The organism is Shouchella rhizosphaerae (assembly GCF_900142675.1).
In the GTDB taxonomy this organism is placed as follows: domain Bacteria; phylum Bacillota; class Bacilli; order Bacillales; family Bacillaceae_D; genus Shouchella; species Shouchella rhizosphaerae.
The window spans coordinates 239,959-253,741 of the sequence record NZ_FRBS01000006.1 but is presented as its reverse complement, the minus strand read 5'-3'; the positions used below and the strand labels follow the sequence as shown (position 1 = coordinate 253,741).

The following is a 13,783-nucleotide window of genomic DNA, read 5'->3' as shown; positions in this document are numbered from 1 at the left end:
TCTTGAATCACCTCTTTTGTTAAGCAACCGACTAAATTAAAATGGGAATAGCCTACTAGCATTACAAAAGCATTACAAGTCATAATTGAATGACTATAACGCTTATACGGCAAGTGATATTCCTGTAATCTAACTTACTTGATTATGCCCAACTGATCTCCATTCGGTTGGGTTTATTTTCTCTTAAAAGGACTATTGAAAAACACAAGCGGCTTTGTTTCTATGGCTTTACAATGCCTGTTCATTTTCCGTTTAAATAGAGAGCAAGTCTCACATCTACTTAAACGAGCCTACCCCGTTTATGAGAATTCTCCTGCCCCGAATTTTCTCATCGAATTGAAACTTCCAATCTTGCATTTCACCCCATTTATAGTCTCCCCTACCCTACACTATTATTCTGACTTTTTTGTTGATTACTAGCTATTACAGCGAAATAACACTATTTCTATTCCCTTACAAGTAGATTACTTGTTGCCAATTCTGTTGAAAACGGCTTTTGCTTTCTGTATAGTGTGTACTTGCGAACACAACATCCCCTTTTTAACTCGTTATGTTCTAAAACAAACAAACTAGTGTTGGGGGATTCACTAGTTGAATAAGGAGAGTGCAAGACATGAAAAAACTAATCGCTTCACTTGCAGTAGTCGGCTCAATACTTATTGCTTCTCCTGCTTTTGCTTATGAAGTACAAAGTGGAGATACGCTAAGCAGCATCGCTAACAATAATCAAGTTTCAGTAACGGCATTAATGGAGGCCAACCCGCAAATTTCTGATAAGAATCTAATTTTTGCTGGGCAAGAGCTAAATATGCCAGGAGCTGAAGAAAGCAACGAACCGCAATTGAAAGGCGAGACGGAAACAAATGAACAAGCTCCTTCTGAAACCGAGTCCAGCCCGAAGGAAGCTTCAACGACTTTGACTGTTGAAGCAACTGCCTATACCGCCAGTTGCAATGGTTGCACAGGCGTTACCTATACAGGAATTGATTTAAATGCGAACCCAAACCAAAAAGTAATCGCAGTTGACCCTAATGTGATCCCTCTTGGCAGTAAGGTCTATGTTGAAGGCTATGGTGAAGCCATTGCCGCAGATATTGGCGGAGCTATTAAAGGCAATAAAATTGACGTGTTTATCCCTAATGAAAGCGAAGCTTTGCAATTCGGCCGTCAAGAAGTAACCGTCCAAGTCTATTAAACAAAAAATGGGCGCCTGATGGCGCCCATTGATTAAAAAAACATTTATCTGCTAAATAAATAACAAGGCTTTTTAGCGTTTATATACATAATCTCAAACTCGTTTTATCGCCACTATTGCCCCTGTTGTTGCATGAAATGGTGCATAGCGCCAATGAGATTGGCGTTTCCTTGGAAATGGCAACGTGCAAAGCGTGGCATGTGAAGGGTGTAGTCGGAAAGCTGGTCTTTCAATTGCATATAGGCATGGCGGACACCGTCTAATAAATCGTCACGTGCTGAAATGCCGCCGCCAAGCAATATTTTTTCTGGATTGTAAACATAGTGGACATTATGGATACCTGCCGCTAAACAAAAGTAAAAGGCATCGATGGCCTTTTTTGCAGCATGATCGCCTGCTTCATAAGCAGCAAACACATCACTTGCGGTTAAACGATCCTCTGGCTGGCCTGTCCACGTTGCGTAGCGGCGGGCAATGGCAGAAGCGGAGGCCATCTCACTAAATGGCACAGCTGTTCTCTGAACAGGGTCAATGGATAAGAGTGTGTATCCTAATTCACCACCGAGGAGGTCAAATCCCCGGTGCAACTGGCCATCTTTGATCAACGCTCCGCCAATGCCTGTGCCAATCACGATTACAGCCAAATCCTTGCAGCCCACGCCGTTCCCTTTCCACACTTCAGCTAATGCTGCGCAACAAGCATCATTCTCAATCGAGACGGCCAGTCCAGTCGCTCGCTCAATTTCTTGCAGCAAATGGCCTTCGTGAATGTAGGGAATCGCGCTTGTCCCTTCAATCGATCCATGTTTTGTGACCGTGCCAGGAGAGCTGACTGCTATTCCTTTTATGCCGTTACGGCCTGCCCAACTGCTAATAAGCGCCAGTAGCTCTCTTTTCGTTGCTGGCGTTTTAATTTGCTCATGAGCAAACCAGTTGCCCTGTTCAAAAAAAGCTCGCTTGATATATGTGCCGCCTAGATCAATCGCTAAATACATCGCATCCCCTCCACAAAAAACGGGCAGATGCATCTGCCCGGCTTTGCCTACTCTTCCATAACCTCTTTCCATTCTTCGTACTGTGCCTGTACCTCATCCATTACTTTTTCGAGCCCCGCGTCTTCCATTCGTTTAATTGCCATTGGCACGTACTCCTCTGGATCAACGCTTCCCGTATAAATTGGCGCCAAATATTCGCTCGCGACATTGGACAAATTGGCGATTTCTGTTCGTACGTTGGAAGGGTCAAAATGGAAACCAAGAATTGGCGATGGGACCGCCGATTCATTAAACGTTTCAAATGCTTCCCATTTGTCTTCTGGCTCATTTTCAAACAACTGCAAAATAAAGTGGTTGCCTAAAGCATAAGTCGGCATGTTGTAATTTTCGACTCGTGCTGGCAAGTCACGGATAATCCCTTCCTCTACTTGTTCATAGTGGGTTCCTTCTATACCGTAGTTTACGAGATTGCGAACATATGGGTCTGTGTTTAATAAATTTAAAAATTCAACCGCTTTTTCTGGATGGCGCGAAGTAGCAGAAACGACTTGCAGCGAGCCAGTCACCGATTCATTTTTAATAACGGGATCATTGATCGGCTGTGTAACGATTGGGTAGCCCGCATCACGTTCCCATAAAAGTTCTGCATATGGATTGTATTCTTCTACACGGACAAACCAGTTCTCGACATTATAAGGCCATGGATCATTTGAACTGGCAGCATCGGCTGGAATATAGCCTTTCTCATAAAAGTCGCGGATTGTGTTAAACACCGCCATCGCTTCTTCCGTTTCCAGGAAGTTAATGGCTTGTTCCGTATCCCCTGTTAAAGGAAAAGCAACGGGCATGTCTGCTCCAAGCACATAGTCAAATGGCATGATTGGCTGGAACGTGCTCGAGGCTGGAAACGGGGTGATTTGCGGTTCATTTTCCTTTATTTCGGCAAGCATCGGTTCCAAATCTTCATAGCTGGATACTTGCGACGTGTCAAAGCCGTATTTCTCCACTAAGTTTCCATTAAAAACAAACACGCGCTGCTGCCCTATTTCTTTATTGGCTGGAATTCCGTATAATTCCCCTTCAATGCTCGCTCCTTCAAGAAGCGCATCATCAATCGCTTCTTTCATTTCTTTCCCATGTGAATCTAGCAAATCGTTAAGCCCTAGATAGGCGCCTCTTTGGGCGTTTAACGTGTACGTTCCCCCTGATGCAAAGGCGATGTCAAAATTTTCTCCGGAAGAAGTAATAATATTCATCCGTTCATCGTAATCGCCCCAGTCCACTTGTGTCATATTGACCCGTACACCAATTTCTTCTTCTGTATATGCATTTAATTCAGCCATGACATCATTTAAATCAGGCTGTGGCGTGCCAATCATATACCATGTCAATTCCGTAACGTCGCCAGCATTATTGGTGGCTGGTTCGTCACTGGAGCAGCCTGCTACAAACAGCGCAACAGCAGAAGCTGCCGCTGCCATTTTTAATGTTTTCATGTAAGTGCCTCCCCCTTTTGCAATCATCATTATTCTTTCACCCCGCCAATCGTCAGGCCGCTAATGAAATACTTTTGAAAAAACGGGTAGGAAACAGCGATCGGCAATGTCGCGATGACTACCATTGCCATCTTAGCGGCATCTTGCGGGATCGTTGAATAAATTTGGTGCGCCGCTGCACCTAATTGGGTGTTTTGCCGCATGAATTCCATATTGTTTTCAATCCTCATCAATAGCGACTGCAGCGGTACCAAGTCTGGGTTGTCTATAAACAGCAATGCATTAAACCAGTCGTTCCAGTAACCAAGCGTTGTGAACAGCGCAATGGTGGCAATACCAGGAACAGCCAACGGGGCAACAATTTTAAAAAATATCCGCCATTCCCCAGCCCCATCAATGCGCGCCGACTCCAGAATCGACTCCGGTACGGAGCGCATAAAAAAAGTGCGCATGATAATGATGTAAAACGCATTCATCGCAAGTGGAATAATGAGCGCCCAAATCGTGTTGCGAAGGCCAAGCACTTGTGAAACGACGATATACAGCGGAACAAGCCCTGCTCCGAACAACATCGTGAAGAATGCAAAAAATGTAAAAAACTTGCGGTAGCGAAACTGCGGCCGTGAGATCGCATAAGAATAAAGGGCAATCATCGACACGCTGATGATTGTTCCTAGAACCGTTACCACAATAGTAATGCCATACGATTGCAGCAACTGGTCACGCATATTCCACAAATACGTATACGCATCCACTGACCATGACTCTGGGATCAGTTGGTAGCCATTTAATGCTAACGATTCTTCAGCTGTAAATGAAATAACAATGACATAAAGGAACGGAAAGATGCACATAAACGCAGCCAAGCCAAGAATGACGACCATAACGGCGTTTGTTTTTGGCCCAAATGTGTGGGCATTTCCTGCTTGCTTGCGTTTGCGAGCAACGGTCATTTTCCCAGCCTCGCGGTTCGTCTCCATTTGACACCTCCATTCAATGGCAACAACGTTTTAAAAAAGCGCATAATCTGGATCTATCTTTTTGGCAATATAGTTAGTCAATAGCACTAAAAGAAAACCAACAAAAGCTTGATATAGCCCAGCCGCCGTCGTCATACTAATGTCGCCCATTTGCATGAGCCCACGGTACACATAAGTATCGATGACATTTGTCACCGAGTACAATGTGCCGGAATCACGGGGCACTTGGTAAAACAAGCCGAAATCAGCACTGAATATTTTACCGATATCGAGAATCGTCAATATGACAATGAGTGGCATAAGCGCTGGCAGCGTCACATGTTTAATTTGTTGCCATTTGTTTGCCCCATCAATCATCGCTGCTTCATAATAATCGCGGTTGATTCCAGCAATGGCAGCTAAGTAAACAATGCTAGCAAACCCAACACCTTTCCAAAAATTGATGAACGTTAATACAAATGGCCAATAAGCAGGCTCATTGTACCAAGATATCGGAGGAATATTAAAAAAGCCTAAAATGGTGTTTGCTAATCCCCGATCCATGCTTAAAAACGTAAACACAAAGTAACTGACGACTACCCAGGATAAGAAATGGGGAAACAACATGCCTGTCTGGTAGATCTTGGCGAGCTTCCGGTTGACAAGTTGGCTGAGTAAAATCGCTAACGCCACAGCTAAGATAAGGCCAACCACTATAAATACAGCATTGTACAATACTGTATTTCTCGTAATAATCCAGGCGTCGCTTGTTGAGAAAAGAAACTGGAAATTCTCCCACCCGACCCATTCGCTTGTACGAATGCTTTCGATAAATCCGTCTGGGTGGTAGCGAAAATCTTTAAAGGCCAATATATTGCCGGCCATCGGCAAATAAGCGAGCAACAAAAACCAAATCGTTCCAGGGAGGACCATTACAAGCCATACCCGGTTATCATAGAGATGTTTCATAAAACGTTTCATGACCGCCTCCTTTCTTCTTTTAAGAAAGCCCTTACATTCATTGTAGCAAGGCATTTGCGTCGCATATACTGAACAATGTTTACATTCATTGGACGAATTAAGGGTTTTCACTTAGCCGTACAACATGCCTAAATTCATTAGGGGTTACCCCGACTTTCTTTTTAAATTGCTTGTAAAAATAAGTAGCATCCCCGTAACCGACATCTTTTGCAATTTCTCCTGCTTTCCGCCTAGTCTCGGTTAGTAGCTGCTTAGCCAGTGCAATCCTTTTCTGGTTGATGTATTCAGAGAAACTTACCCCCATTTCCCGTTGAAACAGTTGCCCTAAATAGATTGGGTTTATAAAAAAGCGCTGTCCCAATTGCTTGAGCGATAAATCGGATGCGACATGCTCGTCCACGTAGGCTAGCGCTTCTTGCAATACGACGTGGCTGACTTCCTGCTTTTTTTGCAACTCGACAGCTTTGTGTTCAATCAGGCCATTGACGATGTCTAGCAGCTCTGAAAGAATAGGCGCTTGGAATAATTGTTGCATGTCAGCTATGCCTGAACGCTCACTTCCCATTTGTTCGGTTACTAATATCACCTCTGCAGCGATTCGCCTGGCCGCCTCCCCATCGATGCCGTTTCCGACAATGGCCGCTTGTGCCCATGCTTTCGCCTCTTGAACCTCCCCGTTCGTTAAATGCTTTTGCAAACGAGAATAGTGGACGCGGCTCTCAGCAGGCACTTGTTGCAAAAACCGCACCGCTTCCTTTTGTGTGACGATTTCCGTTTGGTTAAACAATGCGCGTTTCGTTTTAAATGCAGAGGCGACATCCAATGTTCTCGTTAACTGGGACAAGCTTTTGTGTTCCCACTCTCCTTTTACAAGCAGAAAAGGAACCGCGAACAGGTCGTCGACTAGAGCAATGATTGAAGCGATGGTTTTCTCTGTCACTGCTGTGTTTGTCAGAAGCAAAAAATCATTTTCCGGTGTCCGGCAGCAAACACCTGGAGCAATGACCGCTTCTGCTTGCTGTTGAAAACGCTGGATGGCTTGATCGTCCAAGTGGTGGATGGCTGGAACCGCAAGTACATGTAGCTGCCTAAAAAAAGAGCTTTGGCGTTGACGATACAACTGCATCCGTTCTTCGTATTGCTGCCTTCCCATCTCTCCCGTTAAATAGCGCCATATAGCGTTATCGCGCAAAATGAGCGCAGCCACTTGCTCTTTCTGCTCATGCTCCCGTTTCCGCTTTACTTGTGCTATGGTCGCCACTAATTCACGGTCATCAACCGGTTTAAGCAAATAGTTTTCAATCCCTAGCTTTAATCCGCTCTGGACATACTCAAAGTCCTGGAAACCAGACAACACCACCCATCGCGTAGAAGGCTGGATGTTCTTCCATTGCCTGATCAATTCTAACCCGTCACATTGGTGCATACAAATATCGGTAATAACAAGGTCGCACGGGAGCTCGCTGTAGCGGGCAAGTGCCTCGTTTCCATCAAGCGCTGTGCCAATGACTTCACAGCCGATTTCCTCCCACTTAATTAAACGTTGTAATCCTTCAACAATTAATGGTTCATCATCAACAAGCAGGACTCTCATCACAATCGCTCTCCTCCCTCTCTAAAGGACATGTTAGTTGCACAGAAGTGCCCTCGTCAGCAACACTATGGATGGATAACCCGTATGGCTGTCCATATTCTAGCTGAAACCGTTTATGGATGTTGGCCAAACCAATAGACTGCTCGATGTGTTGGTACTCTTCCTCACGCAGCTTCGCTTTTATTGCTTCTAGGCGCTCACTGGCCATGCCTTTGCCGTTGTCGCATACAACAATCGTCAACACATGTTCCTTTTTCTGAATGGAGATATGCAGCCGATTGTCCTTTTTGTCAGGCATAAAACCATGGATCATGTAATTTTCCGCTAATGGCTGCAAACTAAATCTTAAGATACTGTCCATTAACAAGGAGGAATCAACTTCATATTCAACCGTAAGCGCATGCCGATACCGTTGTTCCATTAACGCCATATACTGCTTCGTATGTTCTAATTCTTCGCCTAACGTAGCGCTGCGGTTTTCCGATAATGCATACCGCATAATTGAAGCTAAATGGAATGTCATTGCGCCAGCATCAGTGGCACCCTCAATCACCGCTTTCATACGGATTGCCTCCAGCGTATTATAGAGAAAATGGGGATTCATTTGCGCCTGCAGCGCCCTCATTTCAGCCTCTTGCTTTTTTAATTCGAGTACATAGGATTTGTCTATATAGCGCTTTAATTCGTCTAGCATTCGATTGAAATTCCCGGCAATCGAACCTAGCTCGTCTTTTTTATTTTGCAAGCTCATGTCAATCCGCGCCGATAGATCTCCTTGCTCAACAAGCTGCATCGATGCCTCAATCCGTTGCATCCGCCTAGCATAGCGGCGCATGACGAAATAACCAACAGCAACTGTTACACACGCAACGGCTATTAATAATGCAATGGTGGCGTATACGAGGGAACTCAATTCCGTAATTTCAGACCGTGGCACCACTCCTACATAATAGAGACCTCTGTCTGCGTCCTGCTCTACTTTGTAGTAGAAAATTTCGCCGTTTTTCACCATTTCTTTGTAAACAGGCCCCGAGTCCTCTTCTTGTGGCAATTCAAACGGATCAGGCCTGTTGGTAAATAAAAGCGTTCCGTCTTCTTTATGCATTTGAAGGAAGCCGACATTGTTCGCAGACGCTACAGCTTGCCGCAATGCTTCACTGCTATAATAAGCAGTAAGCTGGCCAATCCCAGTTGTCGAGGAACCATCATTAATGGGCCGCGTTAAAGTAATCGCTTGCTGCTCTCCCTCATTTTGAATCCGGTTCCAATTCGCATATTGAAACACATAGGCATATACTTGATCCGTTTCATAACTGGTCAAGGTGATGGCATCAATGGCGCCGTCTCCATAATAAAATCCGCGCATAAACGATTCGACGTTGCTTGGCACAAATGAGCGCTGCAGTGAGTATTGATCCAGTCTGTATTCCAAATACGTTTCAGGGTCATTTTTTAAGGCAACAGCTATCGACTCGACAAGCTCTGGATAAAAATACAATTCCCGTAAGTGAGTTGCAAGCGAGCGTTCCCGTTCAGCCATATAAACCGCCAGAGCTTCGACTTGTTTTTCATTGGCTTCAAGGGATCTAGTTATGAAGTCATCCGCTACATATTTTGCGATCAGCACGACGAGCAAGCTAATAACAAGCAAAATAATAATCGAATACATGGCCAAAATCCGGTTGAAAATTTGGTATCTTGCGCGGCTGCGCAGCCGTCTCCCTTTCATCGCCAAACCACCTTTGATTGCGAAAAAGCTTGGCAGAGCGTGCTGCCCTCCAAGCCATTTCATTATCGTGTTTATGCCGCCAATGTTTGTTGTTCCATTTTCGAAAACATTTTTTTACAGACAACGCTGCTCCAATACGAAGGCCAAACGATCGCAAAAAAAGGCAAGAGTCCCGGCATATGGGCCATCATCCACAGCGCCGCGCCGATGCCCGCTGCCAGCATAAACATGGAAATAGGTTTTGAAAATACCATTGCGACAGATTGGAACAAATACGCTTTTGTTGGCAGTTCATAATGGACATAAATGAAAAAAAACAGCCATGTGCTTGCCAATAATGCAAAAAGGATAAACAAAATAAAGTAATGGGCTACCATCATAACCGTTCCTGGAACGATAACACTAATCCGCAAGTTTGCCAGAAGGATAAGCGCCAGTACAGCAAACAGAGCGCCCACTTGATTGCTTGTTGCAAACGATTGTTTGTATGTTTTCCAAAAAAGATTCCACATGGGCACGTCCTGATTTCCATGGGCCCACTTCCGCGTTACTGCTGCCACAGCGGTGGTAGCAGGCATAACCCCCAACAGACCGAGCCCAGCAACAATGCCTAAAAGCCATAACCCGTTTAACTTCATCATGTTGTAAATCCACTCCGAAGCCTGAAAAAATACACGATGCATGGCTATGCCTCCTCTGCAAGGGGACTTCCTTTAATCCATTCGCCGCATAAGCTAAGGACAAACTCACTAAAAAGCGAATTGGACCAAGCGAACCATTCGCGCGTAAAAGCAGTGGCGTCTGACGCAAAAAATCCTTCATGCATATAACCCGTGCCTCCATCGGTTGCCTTCAGCGTGTTCAAAATTTCCTGTTTCTCTTCTACTGTGCTTGCTGTCAAGCCTTGCATCGATAAGGCAATATGCCAAATATAATGATCTGGCGTGTGTGGGCTTCCGATGCCAGAAGCAACCTCACCTTCGTAGTAATACGGATTTTCCCTTGTAAACAAAAAGCGCCGTGTATTCTGGTACCGATCGTCGTCTAATCGGCAATAGCCTAAATAAGGAGCGGCTAACAAACTAGGGACGTTGGCGTCGTCCATTAGCAACGTTCTACCGTTTCCATCCACTTCGTACGCATACATCGTGCCATGATAGGGATGCTGGAAGATGCCATGCTTTTCAATGCCTTCCTCGATCTCAGCTTTTAAAGCAACAGCCTTTTGTTTGAGGACTAGGTCATTCCAAACAGCATCGCATATTTCACCCAAATAGCCAAGCACAACCGCGGCAAACATGTTTGCCGGCACCAAATAGCCGTACAAGCATGCATCATCGCTTGGGCGGAATCCACTCCACGTCATGCCGGTATACGATACTTCTGTCCCTTTCCCATTCCGGTTCAGTGTATCCGATTGTCGAACACCTTTTCTTTCAAACCGATACGGCGATTTTTGTTCATGGCGTTGCTCCACTTGCCATGTCTCGATAATTGATGCAGCTGCTTCGCGGAATGAGGCATCGAAATGGCCTGTTATACCAGTTTGTTTCCAAAACAGGTAAGCGAGTTGAATCGGGTAGCAAAGCGAGTCAATTTCATACTTACGCTCCCATATGCGGGGGCCCATCTCTGTCACATCATCTTGGTGCCCTTGGCCATTGGCTTCTTTATTAAAAGCGTTTGCATACGGATCAAGCAAAATAAATTCCACTTGCTGCTTTAACACGCCTTTAATCAAAGCAGCTACTTCTGGATCATCAGCAGCCAACAAATACGGCCTAATTTGCGCTGTAGAATCGCGAAGCCACATAGCAGGGATATCGCCGGTAATCACAAACGTCTTGCCATCTTCACCTGGCTGCAGCGTTGTTTCATATGTGTTTAGAAACGTTTGTTGGAATAACTGTTGTAGGTGTTCGTCTTCTGGGAAAGCCACGTTCACTTTTTCGATAAGCCGGGCCAAGCCCGCTGGAATGCTCTTCACGGTCGGCTCACTCCTTTAACAAGGTATGTTTTAATTTGATAAGGCCGGACGGCTTCTGACTGAATTTCGCCCAAATCCTTTTCCAAAATGGTAGAGCGGAACAATGAGGCACCGGTACGGCTTTGAACCATCCCTTCTCCTACACCAGGTTGAAAGGCGCGAATAGCTGCAGCCTTTCCGTCCTCAGCTAGCTTGATTGCGGTAATGACCATGTTTTCTGTCTCGATCGGAACGGCTTCAAAGGAATGGGGCAAGCTACCTCGGCTAGCCTTTACCTGCTTGACGACAGGTTGTGTGTAGGCGTGGTAAATGTTTGGCAACCGTTCACTTTTTCGTAAATCACCGTGCATTGGATAAACCGACCATTGCGCTGTTTGCTTCCCTTGGCATTGAGCGCCGGCTGTTGGAAAGTCGCCCCAATCGCCCATTTCAGAAACCGCTCGTAACAACGTAACTGCAATCGAATAGTCGCTTTCAGGCAACACTTCGTATTCGTGTAAGCCAAAAGCGGCAATTGCTACTCCACGTTCTTCATTGCCGACGGCAACATACCCTTGCATATGGTGGTCAAAACTTGGATTTTCCCATTCTTTGGACGGCGTGTTGCTTCGTTCAGCCACTTCAAACACACTGCCAGCTAAGTGTGTTTGACAATGAGCGCTAGTTGGGTAGAGGACACGGATCCGATGGTCCAGTGCTTGATTGTCGATCGTCCAATTGACGGAAAGCCTGCGACTGTTTTTTTGCAGCGATAATGTCGTAACCATTTCGCACGTGACCTGCTCGTCGCTTCTGCCCGCTTGCCGGTTAGGGTGCCAGCGCAACTCCCGCTTTTCATCTACAAACGATCGATCTGCCGACTTAGGCAGCTCCCATTTGTGGATAATCGCGATCCTTGCCTCAAGCGCTGTATTTTTCACGACTTCAACTGTCGCCTCGTGGCCTTTTGTCGTTAAGCGCGTCCCATTTGCTTCCTTATACATATATTCATTGCCGATATCGCCGCTGTCTTCATAAACACCAAGGTTCGGGTAATGGGTTCCTGTTTGTTTGCAGATCATGTCATAGCTGCCATCATCATGGATCGTTACTTTTAGCCACTCGTTTTCCAATGACCGCCCGTCAGCGGCGGCGATCGTTTCTCCGTTTGCTTCCTGCTTGCCTTGAAGCACATAAATTGTTGTATAGCCAAAAGCGGGAAGTTTTACATGGGCTTGCATGTTTACACGTCTAGCGTAATAAGGCTTTCGGAAGCCATCGTCAGGCAATTCGTAGCCAAAAGCCGTCTCCATTTGCGTAAATGTTGCTTCCACTGGATTCCCTGCACTATCGAACGCTTTAAAAACAGGAAATGGCTTTTCATCAAGCTGCTGGAGCATCGCAGCAAACGCTTCTCCAGTAAAGTATTTTTTCTCAAAAGCAATGTCAGTCTCTACAACCGTTTCACTCGCGTGGCCACTGCCGTTAAAGCATACTATCGGAATTGCTTCTTCTCCAAAACCGGTCGTATCAACTTGCTCAGCAAGCCGATCTATAGAAGCTTCTGCCAGACGCTCTGCCAGTTGGATCGTTTTCTGAAAGCGAACGACCATTTCCTCATGAACTTCATCGACGCTGCATCCGCAAATGCTGTCATGGGGATGGTTTTCCATCAGTTGCTTCCAGGCATAGCGTACATATGCCCCATCGACTTCATGTCCGAGCAACCACTCAATCGCAAGCAGTGGTTCAACTTGTTTTTCTAGGAGCATTTGCGCTTTTTCATTTAATTGCTTCAAATAAATACGGCTCGAAGCTGTGTTGACTAGTGTCGACCACCCGTCCGTCCGCTGGTTCCGCAGTTCCCCTGTGATCGTTTGTATCGTTGGCGGCAATTCCGTTCGTACTCGTTCAATATAAGATGTAAAATCTGATTGAATAAATTGTATATGAGGAAACAGCGCTTGCGCTGTCTTAATTGCTTCCGGCAAATTCCGTTGCACTGGCTGGTGATCACAGCCATTCATGAAGAGCAAATGGCTCGTCGAGGCATATTTTTTTGCATCAGCCAATTTCGTTGTCCAGTACGCTTTTGCCTCGTTTTCATTCACAGGAATTTCATTTCCATTCGAATACCAATTGGCAAACAAGATGCCCAATACCGATGAACCATCCGGCGCCGACCAATTCAGTTCAGAATAAGGGGATTCAAATGCTTTAGCATCAGAAACGGTATTATTAAAACCAGTTGGCTTCACGCCCCGTCCAAACGCAGCAGCAGTTATTCCCGCTTGTTTAAGAAGCTGTGGGGCTTGGCCGTAAATCCCGAACGTATCCGGAAAATAACCGATAAGAACGGGTTCGCCAAATCGCCTGGCATCTGCCATTCCATATAGCAAATTGCGCACATTCGCTTCTGCGCTTGTCAAAAAGGCATCTTGGAGCACATACCACGGGCCAATGTTTAACTTGCCCGCCTGAACCCATTTTTTAAGCGTCTCTTCCTTTTCTGGGTGGACAGCTAGGTAATCGGCCAACAGGATCGTTTGTCCGTCCAAGTGAAAGCTTGCAAACGATGGATCCTGCTCAAATTGGGCCAGCAGCTGATTCATAAGTACGACAAAGTCATGGCGATGGTGTTCAAAAGGCCGGTACCACTCGCGGTCCCAATGGGTATGGGCAATAATATGTGCTGATGTTTTCATTTCTCCAGTTCACCCTCTCAAGTAAGCGCATTCATACTTAACGTATCAATTTTTCCGAAAGGCAACAAGCGCCTGTTAAAAGGTGATAAACAAATTCCAATGAATTTAACATTAATCCACGAACATACAAAAAAGGTGCCAAGTTTATTGACACCTCACAAAG

Annotated in this window: 10 protein-coding genes; 1 reads left to right on the top strand and 9 read right to left on the bottom strand. The window is 45.6% G+C overall.

The annotated features are described in order from the left end of the window. Nucleotides 1-613 precede the first annotated feature (613 nt). Nucleotides 614-1,195 carry a 3D domain-containing protein gene (locus tag BUC05_RS21955; protein WP_011245348.1) on the top strand — a complete coding sequence of 194 codons (582 nt, stop codon included), beginning with the start codon at nucleotides 614-616 and terminating at the stop codon, nucleotides 1,193-1,195. 113 nt (nucleotides 1,196-1,308) lie between these two features. Here BUC05_RS21955 and BUC05_RS17500 read toward each other — a convergent pair whose 3' ends face one another. The 9 genes from BUC05_RS17500 to BUC05_RS17460 all read right to left on the bottom strand — a co-directional run bounded on the left by BUC05_RS17500 (nucleotide 1,309) and on the right by BUC05_RS17460 (nucleotide 13,620). Beyond that, the gene (locus BUC05_RS17500) at nucleotides 1,309-2,190 is read right to left on the bottom strand and encodes an ROK family protein (RefSeq protein WP_073305545.1); all 882 of its coding nucleotides are present in this window, start codon (nucleotides 2,188-2,190) and stop codon (nucleotides 1,309-1,311) included. A 47-nt stretch (nucleotides 2,191-2,237) separates the two neighbouring features. Continuing rightward, entirely contained in the window at nucleotides 2,238-3,686 is a 1,449-nt protein-coding gene (locus BUC05_RS17495; protein ID WP_073305668.1) for an ABC transporter substrate-binding protein, read from the bottom strand. Nucleotides 3,687-3,715: 29 nt separating this feature from the next. Continuing rightward, a complete protein-coding gene (locus BUC05_RS17490) occupies nucleotides 3,716-4,570 on the bottom strand; it encodes a carbohydrate ABC transporter permease (protein ID WP_244153326.1) in 855 nt (284 codons plus the stop codon). A 126-nt stretch (nucleotides 4,571-4,696) separates the two neighbouring features. Continuing rightward, a complete protein-coding gene (locus tag BUC05_RS17485) occupies nucleotides 4,697-5,626 on the bottom strand; it encodes an ABC transporter permease (RefSeq protein WP_073305543.1) in 930 nt (309 codons plus the stop codon). 97 nt (nucleotides 5,627-5,723) lie between these two features. Further along, nucleotides 5,724-7,220, bottom strand: a complete 1,497-nt coding sequence (locus tag BUC05_RS17480) for a response regulator transcription factor (RefSeq protein WP_073305541.1) — start codon at nucleotides 7,218-7,220, stop codon at nucleotides 5,724-5,726. Continuing rightward, nucleotides 7,201-8,949, bottom strand: a complete 1,749-nt coding sequence (locus BUC05_RS17475) for a sensor histidine kinase (protein ID WP_073305539.1) — start codon at nucleotides 8,947-8,949, stop codon at nucleotides 7,201-7,203. The genes BUC05_RS17480 and BUC05_RS17475 overlap by 20 nt, the downstream gene beginning before the upstream one ends. Before the next feature lie 71 nt (nucleotides 8,950-9,020). After that, nucleotides 9,021-9,632 carry a YesL family protein gene (locus tag BUC05_RS17470; RefSeq protein ID WP_073305537.1) on the bottom strand — a complete coding sequence of 204 codons (612 nt, stop codon included), beginning with the start codon at nucleotides 9,630-9,632 and terminating at the stop codon, nucleotides 9,021-9,023. A 2-nt stretch (nucleotides 9,633-9,634) separates the two neighbouring features. Next, the gene (locus BUC05_RS17465; protein WP_073305535.1) at nucleotides 9,635-10,936 is read right to left on the bottom strand and encodes a glycoside hydrolase family 125 protein; all 1,302 of its coding nucleotides are present in this window, start codon (nucleotides 10,934-10,936) and stop codon (nucleotides 9,635-9,637) included. Beyond that, nucleotides 10,933-13,620: an alpha-mannosidase gene (locus tag BUC05_RS17460; protein WP_073305534.1), complete on the bottom strand. Its 2,688-nt coding sequence runs from the start codon at nucleotides 13,618-13,620 to the stop codon at nucleotides 10,933-10,935. The genes BUC05_RS17465 and BUC05_RS17460 overlap by 4 nt, the downstream gene beginning before the upstream one ends. Nucleotides 13,621-13,783 lie beyond the last annotated feature (163 nt).